Source organism: Rhodococcus maanshanensis NBRC 100610 (genome assembly GCF_001894865.1).
Taxonomy (GTDB): Bacteria; Actinomycetota; Actinomycetes; order Mycobacteriales; family Mycobacteriaceae; genus Rhodococcus_G; species Rhodococcus_G maanshanensis.
The window spans coordinates 19304-39613 of record NZ_BCXA01000018.1 but is presented as its reverse complement, the minus strand read 5'-3'; the positions used below and the strand labels follow the sequence as shown (position 1 = coordinate 39613).

General features: G+C 69.7%; 17 protein-coding genes. 10 read left to right on the top strand and 7 right to left on the bottom strand.

Going from position 1 to position 20310, the window contains the following annotated elements:
- Positions 1–4: 4 nt before the first annotated feature.
- Genes RM1_RS10050 through RM1_RS10040 form a run of 3 tightly spaced genes read right to left on the bottom strand, consistent with a single transcriptional unit; the run spans position 5 to position 3266 of the window.
- Positions 5–1024 carry a crotonase/enoyl-CoA hydratase family protein gene (locus RM1_RS10050; RefSeq protein WP_072751159.1) on the bottom strand — a complete coding sequence of 340 codons (1020 nt, stop codon included), beginning with the start codon at positions 1022–1024 and terminating at the stop codon, positions 5–7.
- The gene (locus RM1_RS10045; protein WP_072751158.1) at positions 1021–2658 is read right to left on the bottom strand and encodes an acyl-CoA dehydrogenase family protein; all 1638 of its coding nucleotides are present in this window, start codon (positions 2656–2658) and stop codon (positions 1021–1023) included. Before RM1_RS10045 ends, RM1_RS10050 begins: the two co-directional genes overlap by 4 nt.
- Positions 2655–3266 carry a TetR/AcrR family transcriptional regulator gene (locus tag RM1_RS10040; RefSeq protein ID WP_072751157.1) on the bottom strand — a complete coding sequence of 204 codons (612 nt, stop codon included), beginning with the start codon at positions 3264–3266 and terminating at the stop codon, positions 2655–2657. Before RM1_RS10040 ends, RM1_RS10045 begins: the two co-directional genes overlap by 4 nt.
- A 141-nt stretch (positions 3267–3407) precedes the next feature.
- On the opposite strand from RM1_RS10040, the gene RM1_RS10035 reads away from it, so the two are divergent.
- The 3 genes from RM1_RS10035 to RM1_RS10025 all read left to right on the top strand — a co-directional run bounded on the left by RM1_RS10035 (position 3408) and on the right by RM1_RS10025 (position 5429).
- Entirely contained in the window at positions 3408–4178 is a 771-nt protein-coding gene (locus RM1_RS10035; protein WP_072751156.1) for a crotonase/enoyl-CoA hydratase family protein, read from the top strand.
- A gap of 95 nt (positions 4179–4273) precedes the next feature.
- Complete coding sequence (locus tag RM1_RS10030) at positions 4274–4888, top strand: TetR/AcrR family transcriptional regulator (protein ID WP_169922305.1); 615 nt, start codon at positions 4274–4276, stop codon at positions 4886–4888.
- A gap of 40 nt (positions 4889–4928) precedes the next feature.
- Positions 4929–5429 carry a GtrA family protein gene (locus RM1_RS10025; RefSeq protein WP_083576635.1) on the top strand — a complete coding sequence of 167 codons (501 nt, stop codon included), beginning with the start codon at positions 4929–4931 and terminating at the stop codon, positions 5427–5429.
- Between the two features lie 27 nt (positions 5430–5456).
- On the opposite strand, the gene RM1_RS10020 is transcribed toward RM1_RS10025, so the two are convergent.
- Entirely contained in the window at positions 5457–5936 is a 480-nt protein-coding gene (locus RM1_RS10020; RefSeq protein ID WP_169922304.1) for a MarR family winged helix-turn-helix transcriptional regulator, read from the bottom strand.
- A gap of 138 nt (positions 5937–6074) precedes the next feature.
- Here RM1_RS10020 and RM1_RS10015 point away from each other — a divergent pair, with 138 nt between their 5' ends.
- Positions 6075–6911 (top strand): SDR family oxidoreductase, encoded by an 837-nt coding sequence (locus RM1_RS10015; protein ID WP_072751153.1) that lies wholly within the window; start codon positions 6075–6077, stop codon positions 6909–6911.
- 65 nt (positions 6912–6976) lie between these two features.
- Here the strand turns inward: RM1_RS10015 and RM1_RS10010 are convergent, their stop codons facing one another.
- Positions 6977–9334, bottom strand: coding sequence for an arylsulfatase (locus RM1_RS10010; protein ID WP_169922303.1), 2358 nt, complete (start codon positions 9332–9334; stop codon positions 6977–6979).
- Between the two features lie 165 nt (positions 9335–9499).
- Here RM1_RS10010 and RM1_RS10005 point away from each other — a divergent pair, with 165 nt between their 5' ends.
- The 5 genes from RM1_RS10005 (at position 9500) to RM1_RS09985 (ending at position 16141) form a co-directional block, all read left to right on the top strand.
- Positions 9500–11167, top strand: coding sequence for a SulP family inorganic anion transporter (locus tag RM1_RS10005; protein ID WP_072751239.1), 1668 nt, complete (start codon positions 9500–9502; stop codon positions 11165–11167).
- Positions 11164–12069, top strand: a complete 906-nt coding sequence (locus RM1_RS10000; protein WP_072751151.1) for an HAD family hydrolase — start codon at positions 11164–11166, stop codon at positions 12067–12069. Before RM1_RS10005 ends, RM1_RS10000 begins: the two co-directional genes overlap by 4 nt.
- 9 nt (positions 12070–12078) lie before the next feature.
- Positions 12079–13731: a SulP family inorganic anion transporter gene (locus RM1_RS09995; protein ID WP_072751150.1), complete on the top strand. Its 1653-nt coding sequence runs from the start codon at positions 12079–12081 to the stop codon at positions 13729–13731.
- A gap of 87 nt (positions 13732–13818) precedes the next feature.
- Entirely contained in the window at positions 13819–14691 is an 873-nt protein-coding gene (locus tag RM1_RS09990; protein WP_072751149.1) for an LLM class F420-dependent oxidoreductase, read from the top strand.
- 112 nt (positions 14692–14803) lie between these two features.
- Entirely contained in the window at positions 14804–16141 is a 1338-nt protein-coding gene (locus RM1_RS09985; protein WP_072751148.1) for a DUF1254 domain-containing protein, read from the top strand.
- On the opposite strand, the gene RM1_RS09980 is transcribed toward RM1_RS09985, so the two are convergent.
- Positions 16108–17370, bottom strand: coding sequence for an amidohydrolase (locus RM1_RS09980; protein WP_072751147.1), 1263 nt, complete (start codon positions 17368–17370; stop codon positions 16108–16110). The genes RM1_RS09985 and RM1_RS09980 overlap by 34 nt on opposite strands.
- 55 nt (positions 17371–17425) lie before the next feature.
- Complete coding sequence (locus RM1_RS09975; protein ID WP_072751238.1) at positions 17426–19123, bottom strand: FUSC family protein; 1698 nt, start codon at positions 19121–19123, stop codon at positions 17426–17428.
- Positions 19124–19476: 353 nt separating this feature from the next.
- Here RM1_RS09975 and RM1_RS26390 point away from each other — a divergent pair, with 353 nt between their 5' ends.
- Positions 19477–20265, top strand: coding sequence for a protein kinase family protein (locus RM1_RS26390; RefSeq protein WP_072751146.1), 789 nt, complete (start codon positions 19477–19479; stop codon positions 20263–20265).
- Positions 20266–20310 lie beyond the last annotated feature (45 nt).

The following is a 20310-nucleotide window of genomic DNA, read 5'->3' as shown; positions in this document are numbered from 1 at the left end:
CGCACTACTCGCGCTCGAACTGCGCCCGCCTGTGGTCGCCGAACGGCTCGTCGCGCTCGCGCACGGCCTCGCGGAACCCGGCCGTGGCGGAACGCAATTGGAAGGCGTAGCCCTCCCTGGTGTGTCGTGACACGCCGTCGAAGACGGTGCTCACCATCGTCGAGTTCGCGACACCCTGTGCGAGCAGGGTGCTGTTGAGTGCCAGCTTGACCATCATCAGCTGGTTGATCGGCATCGCGGCGATCCGGCCGACGAGGTCCTCGGTGCGCTCGTCGAGCTCGTCGGGCGGCGCCGATTCCACCGCCAGCCCCCAGTCGGCCGCCTGGCGGCCGCTGATGCAATCTCCCGTGAGCAGTAGGCGTTTGGCCCGCTGGTCGCCGAGGCGGTGCGCCCACATGCCTGCGGCCGGGACGCCCCACACCCGGGTCGGCGGATACCCGATCTTGGTGTCGTCCGCGGCGATGATCTGGTCGCAGTAGAGCGCGATGTCGGTGCCGCCCGCCACGCAGAATCCGTGGATCTTCGCGACGGTCGGCTTGTTCGCGTGCAGCAGGCTCGCGAAACCACGGTTGAAGCGGCTCATCATGGCGTAGTCGGCCATCGGGTCCCACTGTCCGAAGGGGTTGTGATTGCGGGCCTGCACGACCGGGTCGAGCATCGTGCCGACGGTGCGGTCCGGACCGTCGGCGGGGCCGCCACCCCGTTCGGCGAAGACGCCGAGGTCGTAGCCGCCGCAGAAGCCCTTGCCCCGCCCGGAGACCAGCATGACGTGCACGCGCGGGTCGAGGTCGGCGCGTTCCACGGCCGCGGCGAGTTCGAGAGGGGTGTCGGCGGTGATCGCGTTGCCGTGCTCCGGCCGGTCGAAGGTGATCCGTGCGACCCGGCCGGTCACCTCGTAGGTGAGGGTCTCGTACTCCACCTGCTGTGCGGCCGTGTCCATCTCACGACCGGCGAACAGCGAGTCGTCGCCCTCGTCCCAGCCCTCCCGCCACGCCGCCGGGCGGGTCCCGGCGTGGTCGGTCACGACCCGGCCTTCGGCGTGGCGCGGGCGATGATCGCCGCCGTGTCGACACCGTCGGGCAGGGTGCCGAACACGCTGCCCCAGTCGCCCGCGAGCCGGCTGGCGCAGAATGCATCGGCGACGGCGGGGTGGCCGAACCGGACCAGCAGCGAGCCCTGCAGCGCCAGCGCCATGTCGCCGACGACCCGGCGGGCTCGGTGCTGGAGAGTGCCGAAGTCGCCGAAGGCGCCCTTCAGTCGGCCGACGGCGGCGTCGAGCCGGGCGTCGGCCCCTGCGCTCGTGTCGAGCTCGTCGAAGAACGCCTGCAACGTCTCGGGCTGTTTCGCCATGGCCCGGAGGGTGTCGAGCGCGGCAACGTTGCCGGATCCCTCCCACACCGAGAGCAACGGTGCCTCACGGTAGAGCCGCGGCATCCGCGAGTCCTCCACGTATCCGTTGCCGCCCAGGCATTCCAGTGCCTCCGCGGCATGGATCGGACCGCGCTTGCAGACGAAGTACTTGCTGACCGCGAGAGCGATGCGCCGCAAGGTGGCGGCCTGCTCGTCGCCTGCGGTCGCCCGGTCGGTGAGCGCGGCCAGCCACATGGCGACCGTGGTGGAGGCCTCGGATTCGACGGCCAGGTCCGCGAGCACATTGCGCATCAGCGGCTGGTCGACCAGATGGGCACCGAAGGCGCTGCGATGGGTGGCGTGGTGCGCGGCCTGCGCCGTGCCCACGCGCATCCCGGTGGCCGTGCCGATCGTGCAGTCGAGCCGGGTCATGTTGACCATCTCGATGATGGTGGGCACGCCGCGGCCCTCCTCTCCCACCAGCCAGGCGACGGCCTCGTCGTACTCCACCTCGCTGCTCGCGTTCGAGTGGTTGCCGAGCTTGTCCTTCAGCCGCTGCAGGTGCATCCGGTTGCGGGTGCCGTCGGGCAGGATCCGCGGCAGCAAGAAGCACGACAACCCGCCCGGTGCCTGCGCGAGAACCAGGAACAGATCCGACATCGGCGCGGAGGTGAACCACTTGTGTCCGGTCAGCAGGTAGCTGCCGTCCGACTGTGGGACCGCCCGAGTGGTGCCGGCGCGGACGTCGGAGCCGCCCTGCTTCTCGGTCATGGACATGCCGGCGATCAGGCCGGTCTTGGTCAGCGGCGGCGCGGGCGCCGGGTCGTAGGCGCGCGCGGTGAGCAGCGGTTCGTACTGCGCCGCGAGCTCGGGATTGTGGCGCAGGGCGGGCACGACCGCGTAGGTCATCGAGATCGGGCAGCCGTGTCCGGCGTCGACCTGGCCCCAGACTGCCATCTTCGCGGCCCGGATCAGGTGTGCGTTGGGATTCGGGTCCGCCCATGGCGCACCGTGCAGCCCCATCTCGACGGCGGTGGTCATCAGCTGGTGGTAGGCGGGGTCGTACTCGACCTCGTCGATCCGGTGCCCGTAGCGGTCGTGCGTGTGCAGGATCGGCGGGTGGGCCTCGGCCAGGTCGCCCCAGCGCTGGGCGGTCGCGCCGCCCGCGAGCCGGCCGACCTCGTGCAGTTCGTCCAGTGCGTCGTGGGCGCCGGCGCGCTGGAGCGCCTCCAGGATCGGCTGCTGGTCGGCGGCGTCGTAGTCGACGAGCGGTGGCACCTGGTTGAGGACCTCGTGTGTGGCGCTCATGTGGGGCTCCCAAGGGATCGGAGGGTGAAGGCATGGAGGAGGGGGAGGATCGTCGGGTCGACGGCTCCCCGCGCGAGGGGGAGGACGAGCGCCTCTCCGATCGCGCCGACGATGCAGGCGGCGGTCACGGTGGCGTCCTGGCCGGGGATCTCGCCTGCCTCGATCGCGCCTGCGATCGCCACGGCGAGCGCATCGCGGAACGACTCACGGAAGAGCAGTCGTTCGGTGTCGACCTGGGGGTCGACGGGTTCGACGAGCAGGGCGTAGGCCAGGGTGGGCGCGCGCAGTGCTCGCTGCGCGAAGGTTCCGACGGCGGCCGAGACGGCCGCGACGCATCGTCCGTCCTCGGCGCGGGCGGCCTCGCCCGCGGTGACGGCCGCGTTGACCTCACGGCTGCAGACGATGCGGAACACCTCCGCGAACAGTTCACCCTTGCTCGTGAAGTGTCGGTAGACGGTTCCGGTGCCGACCCCCGCGTCGGCCGCGACCGCGGAGATGGAGCAACCGCCATAGCCGTGCACGGCGACCAATCCGGTCGCGGAATCGATCATCCTGGTCCGCAAGGCGTCCAGTCGTTCCTGGACGGCGGGGGTGCGCCGATAGGCCATACCCAAGGAGTGAACTCCGGTTCCGTTCTTAGGTCAAGGGGTTGACAGTGCGGCCGGACCTGCTGTTACGTTCGGCCCCACGATCACGCGGCTGACCCGGTCCCGAGGTGTCGGGGGTGCCCGCACCACGAAAGGCGGCCCATGACCAACGATGCGGTTCTCGTTCGACGGGACGGCCCGGTCACGACCATCAGCATCAACCGGCCTTCCGTGCGCAACGCCGTGGACCGGCCCACCGCGGAGGCGCTCGCCGCCGCCTTCCGCGAGTTCGACGACGACCAGGGCGCGGCTGTCGCCGTCCTGCACGGTGAGGGCGGAACCTTCTGTGCCGGAGCCGATCTGAAAGCGATCAGCTCCGGGGCGGGTAACCGGGTCGCGCTCGACGGTGACGGCCCGATGGGCATCTCGCGGATGCGGCTCTCCAAGCCGGTGATCGCCGCGATCGCCGGTCACGCGGTGGCGGGCGGGCTGGAGCTCGCCCTGTGGGCGGACCTGAGGGTGGCGGAGGAGGGCGCCGTCCTCGGGGTCTTCTGCAGACGCTGGGGGGTTCCGCTGATCGATGGCGGTACCGTCCGGCTGCCGCGGCTGATCGGCACGAGCCGCGCCATGGATCTGATCCTGACGGGCAGGCCGGTCGACGCGGACGAGGCGTACCGCATCGGGCTGGTGAACAGGAAGGTCCCGGCCGGCGAGGCGGTCGCTGCCGCCCAGCGCCTCGCGGCCGACCTGGCGGCGTTCCCGCAGACCTGCATACGCCAGGATCGGCTCTCCGTCCTCGAGCAGGAGGGGCTGACGGAGGACCAGGCGATGCTCGCCGAGCTGCGGCACGGCGTGATCTCGCTGGCGGACGGCACCCTCGAGGGCGCGACGCGCTTCGCTGAGGGCGCCGGGCGACACGGCACCTTCGGCTGACGGCGGGTGTGCGGGGGTCGGCGTCGAGGCGCGGCACCCTGCCCCGGGAATAAGATACGAAACGGTAGCGTATCTATATCCAAATGGAGGTCACCGTGTCATCGTCTGCCAAGTCCGGCCGTCCGCGCGACGCGGACCGCGACCGGGCGCTGCTGGTCGCGACCCAGGACCTGCTCGCGGAGGTCGGATTCGATCGGCTGTCGATCGACGCCGTGGCGGCGCGGTGCGGGGCAGGCAAGACGACCGTCTACCGGCGGTGGGCCGGCAAGCCGGAGCTCGTCGCCGATGCGGTCGCGTTGCTCCACGAGAGCGCCCCGGCGCCCGACACCGGAGACCTCCGGACCGATCTGGTGCTCATGGCCAGGGCCTGGCACGACCCGGACTCGCGGCGTGACGCGGTGGTCGGCGGCCTGCTCACCGGAATGGTGCACGACAGTGGACTGCGTGCGGCGGTCAACCAGGCCATCTCGGTGCCGTACAAGGAGCTGTTCGCCCAGGTCGTCTCGAGGGCGGTCGAACGGGGGGAGGTGCCAGGAGACCGGGACATCGATCTGATCGGCACGATCTTCCCCGCGATCACCTTCCACCGGCTGTCGGTGATGGCGGAGCCGATCGATCTGGCCTTCATCGAGCGAGTCGTCGACGGCGTCGTGGTGCCGGCACTGACCTCGGGTGGCTCGCCGGCGGCAGGCGACGCAACCTCCCGCTGAGGGGGACGGATGCGGATGACGGCGCGGAGGAGGGGCTTTCATGGACGACGTGATCACGTACGGTGACGGTCGCGGCGACCCGGCACCCGTCCGCGACGATCCCGGCGAGACCTATCCCTGGATCAGGGGGCGGAGCGGGAGCCGTCGACTACGGGGCGATGGTGTCACCGCGCAGTTCGTCCGATTCGTCCTCGTCGGCGGATCGAGCAATATCGTGTACGCGCTGGTGTTCCTCCTGCTCCATGCCCGGGGCACGTTCGCGGCCAACGTCGCGGGGGTGGTGGTCAGCACGGCCATGGCCAACGAACTCCACCGCAGGCTGACCTTCCACGCGTCCGCGCGGGTCAGCTGGTTCCCGGCGCAATGGGAGGGCGGAGGGCTCGCGCTCGTCGGGCTGGCGCTGAGCACACTCTCGCTTGCCCTGCTCGATTTCTGGCTGCCGTCGGCAGGCGGCTTGGTGCAGGCCGTCGCGGTCGTCGCGGTCAGTGCGTTCGTCGGGGTCCTGCGCTTCCTGGCCCTGCGTGGTTGGGTCTTCTCGTAGCGGAGACGCGGGACCGCGTCCGCGGGATCAGCGCGGAACGTCCCGGGTCGCGTCGTATGCCTCCGGCAGCGCGTCCCCGGCGTTGAGCGTCAGCAACAGCTGGTGCAGGTCGTCGCGCCGCGAGGGGGCGAGATCGGCGAGGGTCTGCTCGTTGAGCGAGGCCAGCAATCTGTCGGACTCGGCGGCGGTGCGCCTGCCCTCGTCGGTGATCGCGATGAGGAAACGCCTGCGGTCCTGCGGATCTCGTGTCCGGCCCGCCAGGCCCAGCCCCTCGAGGTGATCGATGGACGAGACCATCGTCGTTGGGTCGATCCGTAGCTGGTTCCCGAGCTCGAGTTGCGAGCGTGCGCCCGACTCCGCGAGCGCCTGCAGGATCAGGTAGTGCCGGGTTCGCAGTCCCAGCTCGGCCAGCCGATCCTCGCTGAGGCGGAACATCGCCTGTCCCAGCTTCATCAGCAGGCAACCCGTGTGGCGTGCCGCGGCGTCGGAGACCAAGGGCTCGGCCACGTCAGCACCTCCGATTCCAGGGCGGTTGGGAGTGTCGATCATATGAGGCCCGCGTCCCCGCCCCGTGGTCGGCATCCAGTATGGTCCGCGTCAGAAACCATTCGTGGTGCTGATTATTTCTACCTCGAGGGAGTTGGCATGGCCACCGAGTTCGTTCAGTCCATCGATCTGACAGGCAAGACCGTGTTCGTCGCGGGAGGGACCAGCGGGATCAACCTCGGCATCGCCGAGGATTTCGCCAGGGCAGGCGCCCGGGTCGCAGTCATGAGCCGCAGGCAGGAGAAGGTCGACGCCGCCGTCGAGCGGCTGACCGAGCTCGGGGCCGAGGCCATGGGCGGCAGTGCCGACGTTCGCGACTACGCCGCGACGGAGGCGGTGCTCAGGGATGCGCACGACCGGTTCGGCGACTTCGACGTGATGGTTTCGGGCGCGGCCGGCAACTTTCCCGCGGCGGCGCTCGGGCTCTCGGCCAACGGATTCAAGTCGGTCGTCGACATCGACCTGCTCGGGACCTTCAACGTCCTGCGCGCCTCGTACCCGTTCCTGCGCAAGCCCGGTGCCTCGGTCATCAACATCTCCGCGCCGCAGTCGGTACTCCCGACGGTGACTCAGGCGCACGTGTGCGCGGCCAAGGCAGGCGTCGACATGCTCACCAAGGTGCTCGCCCTGGAGTGGGGTCCGGCCGGGGTCCGGGTCAACGGCGTGATCCCGGGTCCGATCGACGGGACCGAGGGCATGGCGCGCCTGGCCCCCACCGAAGAGGACCGGGCCCTCGTCACCAACAGCGTTCCCCTGCGCCGGTACGGCACCCCGCGCGACGTCGCCAACGTGTGCCGGTTCCTGGCCTCCCCGCTCGCCGACTACGTGTCGGGCGTTGTCCTGGCCACCGACGGCGGATGGGCGCTCGGCGGTGCGTCCGCCACGATGGGCGTCATCGGTCAGCCCCTGCTCGACGCCGTCGGCTCCGAGGCCTGACCGCATTCGCACCGACGGCGACGGCGGTGCCTCCGGAGATCCGGAGACACCGCCGTCGGCCGGGATCAGTCGCGGGACATCGCGGCCCTCAGGTGGCTTTCGACGTCGATGTACGCATCGTCGGCGATGTCGAAGACCACCTTCTTGATCTCACCGCCCCGAAACTCGAAGCGCGGCTCCGGATAGGCGCTCGACACCGGATCGGCACTGTCGTACCCGATGCACAGGCCCTCGCCGCACAGCGAGAAGTGGCCGAGGACCGTCCGGATCTTCTGCTCGCCGACCTGCTTGTCGTCGATGTAGAGCTTCAGTGGTCCGAGGCCCTCACGGTTCGGACCCATGCCCTCCTTGACGAACTCGACCCCGATGATGTGCTTGCCCGACGTCGGGACCGGGGCCGAGATGCGGTCCTCGGGCGGGATGCCGAGGAAGTTGTACGCGTACGTGACCTCACCGCCTGAGATGAACAGCGAGTGCCCGCCGAAGCGCGAGCCGTGCGCAAAGATCACGCCCTGCGAGTCCGGCGTCAGGTCCACCTCGGCGAGGATCTTGTACGAGACGCCGTGCACATTCGCCGCCGACCGTTCCGGCACCTCGGAGGTACCGGGGTAGTAGACGTACTGTCCGCTCGGCGGGACCGGCTGGTGGAACTCCATGCCGACGAAGGTCTCGAAGTCCTTCGGGTTGCCGATGATCTGCAGGTCGTTCAGCGGCAGTACCTTGTTCGCCTTCGCCTCCTCCATCCACAGCGCCTTGAGCTCCTCGAGCTTGTCCGGATGCTCCGCTGCCAGATTGTGCGCCTCGGCGCGGTCCACGTCGGCGTGGTACAGCTCCCACTGGTCCTTGTCGAAGTTGCTCATCCCCGAGACCGGACCGTGCACGGAGACGGCCTTCCAGCCCTGATGCCACAGGCCGCGCTGGCCGAACATCTCGTAGTACTGGGTCTGCTTCGCCGTCGGTCCGTCCGCGGGGGCGTCGAAGGAGTACTTCATCGAGACGCCCGACATCGGGGTCTGCTCTACGCCGTTGTAGGTGTCCGGGAATGCGACGCCGCAGGCCTCGAGGATCGTGGGCACGATGTCGGTGGAGTGGTGGTACTGGTGGCGCACCTCGCCGCGCGCCTTCATGCCCGCCGGCCAGTGGATCACCAGCGGGTCGCACACGCCACCCTGGTAGGTGTACCGCTTGAACATCTTGTACGGCGTCGAGAACGCCGCCGCCCAGCCGGTCGGGTAGTGGTTGTAGGTGTCGGGGCTGCCGAGCTTGTCGACCATGCGGAGGTTCTCGGCCTCGTCGTCGGGGTAGCCGCCGAAGATCTTGCCCTCGTTCACCGAGCCGTTCGGGCTGCCCTCGCCGGAGGCGCCGTTGTCGGCGCAGTAGATGATCAGCGTGTTGTCGAGCTGGCCCGACTCCTCGAGGTAGTCGACGATCCGGCCGACCTGGGCGTCGGTGTACTCGGAGAAGCCGGCGAACACCTCGGCCATGCGGCTGAACATGGCCTTCTCCTCGTCGTTCAGCTCGCCCCACGGGCGCACCTCGTCGGTGGGGGAGAACGTGCCCTCGGGCATCGGGTTCAAGGGCGTCAGATCGGTGTCTGCGGGGAGGATGCCCTTCTCGACCATGCGGGCGAGCACCCATTCGCGGTAGGCCTCGTAGCCGTCGTCGAACATGCCCTTGTACTTGGCGATGTACTCCTCGGGCGCGTGGTGCGGGGCGTGATTGGCGCCGGGGCAGAACCACAGGTACCAGGGCTTCTCGGGCTCGGTCTGCTTGACGTCGCGGATCATCCGCAACGCCTGGTCCGCGAGGTCCTTCGAGAGGTGGTAGCCCTCTTCGGGAGTGTAGGGCTGGTCGATGTAGCGGTTGTCCTCGGCGAGCGAGGGGTACCAGTTGTTGGTCTCGCCGCCGATGAAACCGTAGAAGCGGTCGTAACCCTGCGCGAGCGGCCAGTTCTTCTTCGAGGCCCCCGCGGTCCACTCGTCGATCGGCACGTTGTGGTTCTTGCCGACCCAGAACGTCGACCACCCCGCGTCGCGCAGGACGTTGGCCATGGTGGCGTTCGACGGCGGGATGTGCGAGTTGTAGCCGGGAAATCCGGTGGAGGACTCGGAGATCGACGCGAAGCCGTTGAGGTGGTGGTTGCGTCCGGTGAGGAACGTCGAGCGGGTCGGCGAGCACAGCGCGGTCGTGTGCCACTGCGAGTAGGTCAGACCGTTGTTCGCGAGGCGGTCCATGGTCGGCATGTTGATGCGCCCGCCGTACGGAGACCAGGCGGCCATGCCGGTGTCGTCGTACAGGACCACAAGCACATTCGGCGCGCCCTTCGGCGCCTTTTCTGGGAGGAATGCATCCCAATCGGACACCGAGTCTCGGACGTCGAGGTTGATACTGCCCTTGAATTCCTTGGTCACTGATCGCTCCATTTCCGTCGGAATGTCCGTGTCACCGATGGTCGCCCCGACTGCTCAGGCCCGCCTCACCCGCGTGAGGTGAAGCGGCAACGGATCGATTGCCAGAGCATGAGGAGACTGTGGCGAAAGGGGCCTGCTGGAGTGAGCACCACCGACAACACGCGCAGACACCGGCTTCTGTTCGGCTCCCTGGAGGGCTACCAGAAGAAATGGATCCGGCCCGACGTCATCGCCGGCCTCACGGTCTGGGCCGTGCTGGTGCCGGAGGCACTTGCCTACGCGACGATCGCGGGGGTGCCGCCCGTGGTCGGCCTGTACGCGGCCGTCCCCTCGCTCATTCTCTATGCCGCGGTGGGCAGTTCGCGGCACCTGGTGGTCGGTCCGATGTCCGCGACCGCGGCACTGTCGGCGGCGATCATCGCGCCGCTGGCGGGTGCGGACGGCGGGAAGTACGTGGCGCTGTCCGCGGTGCTGGCCATCGCAACCGGCATCGTGGGGTTGCTGGCGGGGCTGATCAGGCTCGGCTTCATCGCGTCCTTCATCTCCGAGCCGGTGCTCAAGGGCTTCATCGTCGGCCTCGCGCTGACCATCATCATCGGCCAGGTGCCGAAGCTGTTCGGCGTCGAGAAGTCCGAGGGCAACTTCTTCGAGCAGGCCTGGGGCGTCCTCCGCCACCTCGGTGACACCGACTGGCGGACCCTCGCCGTCGGCCTGCTCAGCCTCGCGGTGGTGCTGGGGCTCAAACGTTGGCTGCCGCTGGTCCCGGGATCACTGCTCGCCGTGTTGCTCGGCATCGCGGCGGTCGCGGCGTTCGGCCTGGACGACAAGGGCGTCGAGATCGTCGGGCACATCGATTCCGGACTGCCCTCGATCGGTCTGCCCGGCGGCGTCGGGTTCGATGACTACGTGGACCTGCTGGGCCCGGCCGTCGGCGTGCTGCTCATCGGCTTTGCGGAGGGCCTGGGCGCGGCGAAGACTTACGCGGCGAAGGCGGGCTACGAGGTGGACGCCAACCGCGAGCTACTCGGCCTGGGCGCCGCCAACCTGGGGTCGGGTCTCGCGTCGGGGATGGTGGTGAACGGCAGCCTCTCGAAGACGGCGGTGAACGGGGGAGCGGGGGCGAAGACCCAGGTCAGTGGTCTGGTGGTCGCGGCGCTCACGGTGGTCACGCTGCTCTTCCTCACGGGGCTGTTCGAGAACCTGCCGGAGGCCACGCTGGCGGCCGTCGTCATCGCCGCGGTCATCGAGCTGGTCGACGTCTCCGCCATGAGGCACCTCTACGGCGTGTGGACCGAGCGGCTCGGCAGCATCTACGGCCCCGCGGCCCGAGCCGATTTCGCGGGCGCGCTCGCCGCGATGATGGGCGTGCTGCTCTTCGACACCCTGCCCGGGCTGGTGATCGGCATCGGGGTCTCCATGCTGTTGCTGCTCTACCGGGCCTCGCGTCCGCATGTCGCGGCGCTGGCGAAGGAGGGCTCGCTGTGGGTCGATGCCGAGCGGCACCCCGACCTGGCCACCCGGCCCGATGTGGTGGTGGTCCGCGTGGAGGCGGGCCTGTTCTTCGCGAACGCCGATCACGTGAAGGACAGCATCGAGGCGTTGTGCACCGACGAGACGAGGGTCGTGGTGCTCGACGCGGAGACGTCACCCGTCGTCGACGTCAGCGCGGCGGAGATGTTGATGCAGTTGCGGGACACGCTCGGTCGCAAGGGGATCGAGCTGCGGATCGCCCGCGACATCGGGCAGTTCCGGGACACGCTCAAGCGGGCCTCGGACGGCGGGAAGCGCGTCGGCGTGTATCCGACCGTGGGAGAGGCGCTCGCGGGGTTGGAGGACAAGCGATGACCGGACTCGTGCTGTGGCGGGACACCGCGTCCCGCACGGCGATCGTCGACTTCGTTGCCCGCGTCGAGGCTCAAGGTGTCCCGGCCTCCGAGCGGGTCGCGGTGTTCGACAACGACGGCACCCTTTGGACCGAGAAACCGGTGCAGATCCAGCTGCAGTTCGTCTTCGCGTTGTGGGCGAAGCTGGCGGCGGCCGATCCACAGCTCGCATCGCGGCAGCCGTACAAGGCGGTGGTGGACAGGGACTTCGGCTGGTTGTCCGCCGCTGTCGACAAGCACTATGCGGGCGACGACACCGACATGAAGACCCTGATGGCAGCCGTGGTCCGGGCCTCCGCGGGCCAGGAGGTCGAGGCGTACACCGAGCAGGCCAGGGCATTCCTGGACGCCGGGACGCACCCCGTGCTCGGGCTGCCCTTCGCGCGGTGCGTGTTCGCGCCGATGGTCGAGTTGCTCCGGTACCTGGAGTCGCACGGGTTCACCACCTACATCGCCTCGGGCGGCGACCGTGACTTCATGCGCGGGGCGGGCGAGGATCTGTACGCGATCCCACGCGAGCGGATCATCGGCAGCAGTCTCGGGCTGGGATACGCGGACGGCGAGGTGAGGTACGCGCCCGAGATGGGGTTCTTCGACGACGGTGCCGAGAAGCCGGTGCGCATCTGGAGCCGGATCGGACGCAGGCCGCTGCTGGTCGGCGGGAACTCGAACGGCGACGTGCCGATGTTCGAGTTCGCGCGAGATGACGCGCTTCGGCTGCTCGTGCACCACGACGACGCCGAGCGTGAGTTCGCGTACGACGCGGGCGCGGAGGAAGCGCTGAGGACGGCAGAGGACAAGGGGTGGACGACGGTGAGTGTGCGCGACGACTGGGTTGCCGTGTTTCCGGACGGAACCTCGTAGGGCGTCGGGATGAGCACTCTCGCACCGACATTGGTCGGATATCAGAAGTCCTGGCTGCGTGCCGACGTGGTCGCGGGCCTCAGCGCTGGCGCGGTGGTGATCCCGCAGGCGATGGCGTACGCGACGATCGCGGACATGCCGGTGCAGATCGGCCTGTACACCTGCATGGTGCCGATGGTCGTGTACGCGATGCTCGGCGGTGCGCGGGCGGTCAGCGTCAGCACCACGTCGACGATCGCGCTGTTGACGGCGTCGACGATGATCGGTGCCGGGATCGCGGCAGGCTCGGACGACGCGCAGACCTCGCTCATGACACTGACCCTGCTGGTCGGCGTGATCCTGCTGTTGGCGCGTGTGCTCAAGCTCGGGTCGGTCGTCGAGAACATCAACGAGGCGACGCTGACCGGCATCAAGGTGGGCGTCGGGTTGACGGTCGCCGCGAGTCAGCTGCCGAAGCTGCTCGGCGTGCCATCCGATCCGGACGCGACGGGCTTCTTCCGGGTGGTGTGGTCGGCGGTGCGACAGATCGGTGACGCCAACGGTGCCACGGTGCTCCTGGCCGCCGGTTCCATCGGTGCGCTGTACGCGATGGCGCGGCTGATCCCCCGGATCCCAGGGCCGTTGGTGGTCGTCGCGGCCGGGATTGCCCTGGTCGCGTTCACCGGTCTGGAGGGCCGCGGCGTCGAGCTGATCGCGGAAGTGCCGCAGGGCATTCCGCTTCCCGGTATTCCCGGGCTCGACGACGTCGGTGCGCTGATCCCCGGCGCGCTCGCCATCGCCGCGATGGCGTTCCTCGAGACGGTGTCGGTGGCGCGCGGGGTGCGCAGGCCGGGCGAGCCCCAGATCGACAGCGACCAGGAGATGCTGGCGAACGGAGTCGCCTCGGTGGCGGGTGCGTTCTTCCACACCCTGCCGCCCGCCGGTGGGTTCTCGCAGACGGCGGTGGCCCTGCGGGCCGGGGCGCGCACCCAGGCCAGCGGTCTGGTGACCGCGGCGCTGGCGGTCCTGGTGGCCCTGTTCCTCGCCCCGGTGCTCAGCGACCTGCCGCAGGCCACGCTCGGGGCGATGGTGGTCGTCGCGACGCTCGGGCTGGTGGACATCGGTGCCTTCGCCCGGTTCTGGCGTATCAACAAGATGGAGTTCTGGATCGCCGTGGCCACGGCGCTGATCGGGCTGACCGCGGGCCTGCTGCCCGCGGTCGCGGTCGGCGTGCTGTTCACCCTGTACCTGGTGCTGAGGGAGATCGACCGACCCCACGTCGTGCAGCTGAGTCGCGGCGCGGACAGCCGCTGGATCGGCGGCGACGAGGACGCGCCGACAGACTCGGCCGAGCCGCTGGTGCTCCGGATCAATTCGGCGTTGTACACGGCGAACGTGCTGGCAAATCTGACGGCGATCCGGGAACGCATCGACGCCGCAGGCTCGGAGACCGTGGTGCTGGACTGCTCGCGGGCGTGGAAGATCACCACCACCGTGATGCACCATGTCCGGGATCTCGATCAGGAGCTGTCCGCCCGTGGGATCACGATCTACTTCACGGACGTCCCGCAGCGCGACCTGGAGACGGCCCGCAAGACCGAGCTGGGGCGTCAGTTCGCGGAGTCCGGGCGGATCTTCCCCACCGTCGACGAGGCGGTCGAGGCGCTCCGCGCCGGTGCGTGATCTGTACCCCGGTTGGGGTGCAACTCACGCACAGTGCGGGGGACGGAACGGCGGGTCCGCCTCCGTCCTGCGTGAGACGATCGCCGTATGCGACTGGGTCTGCATGCGCTGGGAATCGGCACCGGTGCCCACCGCGGGGTGATCGACGCGGTCGCCGCCGCCGCGGAGGGCAACGGATTCGCCACCCTGTGGTCGGGCGAGCACGTGGTGATGGTGGACCGTTCGGCGTCGCGCTATCCGTACGCCGAAGACGGCAAGATCGCGGTGCCCGCCGCCGCGGACTGGCTGGATCCGATGATCGGGCTCAGCTTCGCCGCCGCGGCCACGCACACCATCGGCATCGCGACGGGCGTGCTCCTGCTGCCCGAACACAATCCGGTCCTCGTCGCCAAGCAGGCGGCCACGCTCGATCGGCTCAGCGGTGGCCGGCTGACGCTCGGCATCGGCATCGGCTGGTCCAGGGAAGAGTTCGCCGCGCTCGGTGTGCCGTTCGAGCGTCGCGGCGAGCGCACCGCGGAGTATGTCGCCGCCATGCGGAGGTTGTGGTCGGAGGACGTCGCGTCGTTCGACGGCGAGTTCGTGGCCTTCGACGAGGTCCGCGTCAACCCGAAGCCGGTTCGCAACCGCCGCATCCCCGTGGTGCTCGGGGGCAACGGCGACGCCGCCCTGCATCGCGTGGCGGCATGGGGAGACGGCTGGTACGGGTTCAATCTGGCCGGCATCGACGATGTTGCCGAGCGGATCGGTGTCCTGCGCGAACTGTGTCGTGAGGTGGGCCGAGAGGCGAGCGAGCTGCGGCTGTCGGTCGCGCTGCGGGACGCCGAGCCCGGTGACGTTGCCGCCCTGGAGGAGCTGGGTGTCGGCGAACTCGTGCTCGTCGAGGCACCGCCCGAGGATCCGGGCGACGCGGCCGACCGGGTAGCGACACTCGCTAGGCGCTATGCGCCCGTGCGTGGTTGACGAGTCCAGGGACTCGCCAACCGCGCACGGGCGCAGCCTCACACGGGACGGGTGAGGCGGACGGCCCGGGCCCCGTGGTGATCTGAGGGGAGGGTCGGCGAAGGGGAGTCGTATGGGTACCGAGCTGAAGGATCTGGCCGCCAAGGCCTACGTGTACGGATTTCCACTCGTGTTCAACCTGGACCAGGTGCGCCGCTACGTGACGACGGGCGTCGGGGCCAACCCCGCCGCGCCGTTCAACACGTTCAGCCACGCCGACGCTCTCGCCGGGCCGAAGGACACCTTCGTCTCCATCAACAACGACACCGTGTACTCGATGGCACAGCTCGACCTGGCCAACGGTCCGCTGCTGCTTGAGGTCCCGGACACCGACGGCGCCTACTACGTACTGCAGTTCGTGGACGCGTGGACGAACAACTTCGCGTACGTGGGCAAGCGTGCCACCGGGACGGCCGCGGGACGCTACCTGCTGACCCCTCCGGCCTGGTCGGGGACGCTCCCGGACGGGGCCATCAGGATCTCGTTCCCGACCGTGGTCGCGTCGATCGTGGGTCGGTGGGCCTGCGCAGGCGAGGCCGACCTGCCCCGTGTTCGTGAGCTGCAGCAGCGGCTGACGCTGACGCCGGTCGGCGAGCAGGGGCAGCCGCCGGGATTGCCCACCCCGGATCCGAACGTGCCGGAGCCGCTGGCGTTCTGGGAGAAGTTGCGGGTCTCCCTGCAGGCGTATCCGCCCGCGGCGCAGGATCTGCCGCTGCAGCAGAGCTTCGAGCCGCTCGGTCTGCTGGAGTGGGGCCCGTCGCCGTATGCGGACGCGAACCCGGACCTGGCCGCGGCGCTCACTGCCGGGGCGTCGGCCGGACACGACGGACTGGTGGCCGCGCTGAAGTCGGGCGCCGGGGACACCATCGTCAACGGATGGCATCAGCCGTTCCACGCCTTCGACTACAACGACGACTACTTCGAGGTCGGCACCGTCAACTCGTCGGAGTGGCGAATCAAAGACCGCGCCAGGGCGATCGGGCTGCGCGCGGCCGCCGCGATGGGCGGGCTGTGGGGCAACCACGGCTACGAGGCGGCCTACTCGCCGGTCTATCTCGACGGCGACGGCGACGAGTTGACGGGCGCACGCAGCTACACGCTGACCTTCGCCCAGGCGCCGCCGGTGGATGCGTTCTGGTCGATCACCATGTACGACCTGCCGGAGTACTACCTGGTGGACAACGAGATCGACCGCTATTCGATCGGTGACCGCACGCCAGGACTGGTGTACGCGGAGGACGGCTCGCTGACGATCACCCTCAGCGCCGCCGAGCCGACGGACCCGACCGCGCGGGCGAACTGGCTGCCGACCCCGGCGGCAGGCTTCCGGCCGCTGCTGCGGATGTACAGCCCGCGGCAGGAGGTGTTCGACGGGACCTACGAGATACCGCCGATCGTCGGGGTCGGCTGAGGGTCAGGCCGGCCCAGCCACTCCCGAGCGGCCACCACCAGTGCCTCGATGCCGACGGTCAGGGTCGGCTCGATGACCGGTGCGAACTGTGCGGAATGGTTCGACGGGATGTCCCGCTCGATCGTTCCCGCGGCGGCGGCGGCCAGGTAGGCCTCGGGATCGATGCCGCCGAAAAGCCAGTAGCAGCAGGGTGCCCCGGACGCGGTCGCGAAGATCCCCACGTCCTCGCTGCCCGTCACCAGGCCGGGGTCCACGACGCGATCCTCGCCGAACCTCGCGCGGAACACAGCCGCCGTACGCTCGACCGCCGCCGGGTCGTTGACCACGACCGGAAAGCTGTCGATCGGGGTGATCTCCGGCGTGCGGGTCGTGCCCGCCGCGGCGGCCTCCGCGTCGACGATGCGGGTGACCGCGTCGAGGACCCTGGTGCGCACCCCCCTGTCGTAGGTGCGGATGTTGACCTCGAGCACGGCCTCATCGGGGATGATGTTGTCCTTGGTGCCCGCGCGGAGGGACCCGACGGTCAGTACCACCGTGTCGGTCGCGGCGACGGTCCGCGACACCACTGTCTGCAGCCGCAGCACCGTCGACGCGGCCATCACCACCGGGTCGATCGTGGTCTCGGGCCGAGAACCGTGACCGCCCTTGCCGAACATCCTGATCCGCAGTGCATCGGTTGCGGCGAAAGCGGGCCCGGGGCGGACGGCCAGCATGCCGGCCGGAAACGGGGCCACGTGCTGACCGAGAACCACGTCCGGGGTACCGAAGCGGTCGAGCAGCCCATCGTCGACCATGGCCTGCGCACCGCCGCCGAGCTCCTCGGCGGGCTGGAACACCGCGAGAATCGTTCCGCGCCAGTCGGCCCGGTCTCCGGCCAGTTCCTCGAGCGCCCCCAGCAGGCAGGTGACGTGCATGTCGTGGCCGCAGGCGTGTGCCACCGGCACGTCGGCGCCTGCTGGATCGGTGCCGCGCGCCGCGCTGGCGTACGACAGCCCGGTCTCCTCCGCGACAGGGAGCGCGTCCATGTCGGCGCGCAGCAGCACGGTCGGGCCGTCGCCGTTGCGCAGCCTCCCGACGACTCCGGTGCCGCCCACTCCCGTGGCGGTCTCGAAGCCCAGCGCGCGCAGCCGATCCGCGACGATGCCTGCGGTCCTGGTCTCGTGGAACGACAGCTCGGGGTGGGCGTGCAGGTCCTTGTACAGCTCGGTCAGGGCCGCGGTGTCGACCATGGCTGTCCTTTCGTTCGGCGACCCCAAGTCAAACCCATCGGGCCCGGCCGATGTCTCATGCGTCGCGGGTGATTCGCCGCAGGCGTGCCTCCCATCCGTCCGGGTCCGCGAGCCTCCCGCCGGGCGACACCGCCCAGCACCTGGCGAGCAGGTCGTAACCGAGTCGGGTGATCTCGACGTGCCGCGCCCATCGGAGCCGCATCCAGGCACGTTCGTTGTGGACGGCATCCGCCGCACTCATCCCCGCGCCGATCAGTTCGAACTGGACGTCCCGTCGCAGTGCCATCACGGACGGTTCCGTCGGCGCGGCCCCGCGCAGCGCGGAAACCAGAGCGAGAGTCATCTCGAGCGTGCGGGTCTCGGTCCACCGAAGGTCGCGCCGGTGCGCGCGGCGGTCCACCGACCAGAGCACCGCCAGCGCCACCACGACGCCGATCAGCGTCTCGACGAAACGGTCGCGGATCATCGGGCCGATGGCCGCGTCCGGGTGCGAGGCGCCGCCGATGAGCATGGCCAGCGGGGTGATGAAGATGACCGCGAGCCCGTAGTTGCGGGCGATGAACAACTCGATCAGGAACTGCAGGGCCATCAACAACAGGATGAGCGCTGCGCTGCTCGGTTCGAGGGCGTACAGCCCGGCGAACAGCACCAGACCCGCTGCGGTGCCTGCGAAACGATGCAGTCCCCGCACCGTGCCGCGGATCCGGTCCGGTCCCTGGTGCAGGATCAGGACCGCGGCGATCACTGCCCAGTCCGGCCGGTCGAACCCGGCGGCGACGCTCAGCCCGCCCGCGACGAGGCACGCGACCACCACGCGAAGCGTCGTGCCTGCGGCGTGCGAGTCGAACGTCAGCGACCGGCGCACCCGGTACCGGAAGTTGGGTCGGGCCAAAGGGATCTGGCGTGTGGGCGTGTCCAGTTCGCGGTCGGGGCCGTCCGTCGGATCGGTGTCGGCGATGCCGGCCAACCGCAGGTGCGCGGTGTACAGCGTGCGGACCGGGCCCGAGTCGGGCTCCCGCTCGGGCAGTCCGGCGTCGTACACCGTGGTCCATGCGGCGCTCACCGCGGTGGCGGCGCCGTGACGTGCGGCGGCGGAGGGGCCCCCGGCGCGGCGGAGAGCGACGTAGGAATCGATCGCGCGTGCGGCAGTGGCCACTGCGTCGCGCTCGGGTCCGTGGCGATCGACCAGCGCTCCCGACATGGACACCGCCATCGCACTGATGACACCGATTGCGGTGCAGCCCAGTATCACTGCGGTCGACAGCTCGGATCCGGCCATGATCGTCGCGACGGAGCAGACGAGGACGAAGAAGAACGAGCCGGGCGGTCCGAGTCGGGCAGCGCTGACCACATAGGTCCCGACGAGTGCCACCGCTGCCAGCGCGACCACCTCGATCAGGGCCGGTGCACTGGAACCGAAAGGCCAAGCCCGGTAGACCGTCCCACCGATCAGCACGCCGAGTGCGGCCGACGCGAGCAGAGCAACGCCCGCGAAGAACACGACGCGCCAGCGGACGCGGTAGGCCCGGCCCTCGCCGTAGATGACCGCGAAGGCACCGAGGCTGAAGATCAGCGCCTGCTCCTGGTGGCCGAACGCGACGGCGAGCAGCGCGGGCACCCCGAAGGCCAGCGCCGCCCGCAACCCACCCGGCCATCGCCTGCCTGCGGGCGGGAGTCCGAACGCGAGCGACCGGGTCCGCGGCGCCGGAGGAAGTGGGGCGTGGGATGAGGGGTCGGGGGTCGCGTCGGGCACCGTCCAATTCAACTCCACCTCGATTTGGGGGTCGCCACGTACATCCCGAGTGAATCGGCGGCGCCGCGCCAGGCGGGTGACGAGAAATGGCCGCGGAACCGGTCCGCAGGACCGAGCGATTCGCGCACGAGGTTTCGACAATTCGCGCCTGGGCGCGGGCATCGATTCCGGCCGCCTCCATGCGCGGGCCGGTCCTACCTGCGAGTTCGACACCCTTCGGCGACTTCGCCGATCGAGGTCCATTTCGGCGGCCCGAAAACCAATGGTTTTAGGGGTCATTTACTTTCCGGCCCTGTGTGAGGATGCACCGATGACATTGGATGTCACTCATTCGCCGGGCCGAATGCCGGTCTATGCGCGCTGACACCGAACGGCTGCCCATCGTCGCAGCGAACTCGACCGGCCTCGCCAGGCCAACCGTCCCCGGATGCATCGCGCCGTCGGGCCGGATCCCGGGCAGCACGTTCGCGGTCGGACGGTACCGGCTGCTCTCCTGCTGCGGCACGGTGCCGTCGGCGGAGTTCTGGCGCGGACTCGACCTGGTCACCGGCCGTGAGGTCGGGCTGACCCTCTTCACCGGTGATGGCGTCCGCGGCGACGCGGGCCCGCAGGTGGACACCGACGAGGTCTTCGCCCGCACCGTGTGGATGTGCGGCATCCGCACCTCAGCCGTCGCGCGCATCGTCGACATGGTCGACGCGGAATCGGCTGGCGCGGTGGTCACCGAGTGGATGCCGAGTTGCTCGCTGTCCGAGGTCGTGGAGGGCCGGCTGTCGGCCGTCGACGCCGCCGCCGCGGTGCGGCCCCTGGCGCACGCGGTGTGCCGGGCGCACGAGGTGGACGGCGTGCTCGCCCTCGATGATCCGGATCGGCTCCGCGTGAGCATGGAAGGGCATGTGTTCCTGGCTTTTCCGGGGCCGCTCCCGGATGCCGACCGTTCGTGCGACGTGCGTGGACTGGGCGTTGCTCTCGCCACGCTCGCGACAGGGGACCGGTCAGGGGCCGGTGCCGCGGCGCTGCGCTCGCGGGCGACCTCGCCCGTTGCGGAGATCATCCTCCGGACCGTCGGCACGGGCGCGGATGTCAGCGCCGAGTGGGTGGCACACCTTCTCGACGAGGTCGCGTCCGCTCCGGCCTGGTGAATCGCTCGTACGAGACCGTACGGTCCGCTCGGGCTGTAGTCTTCA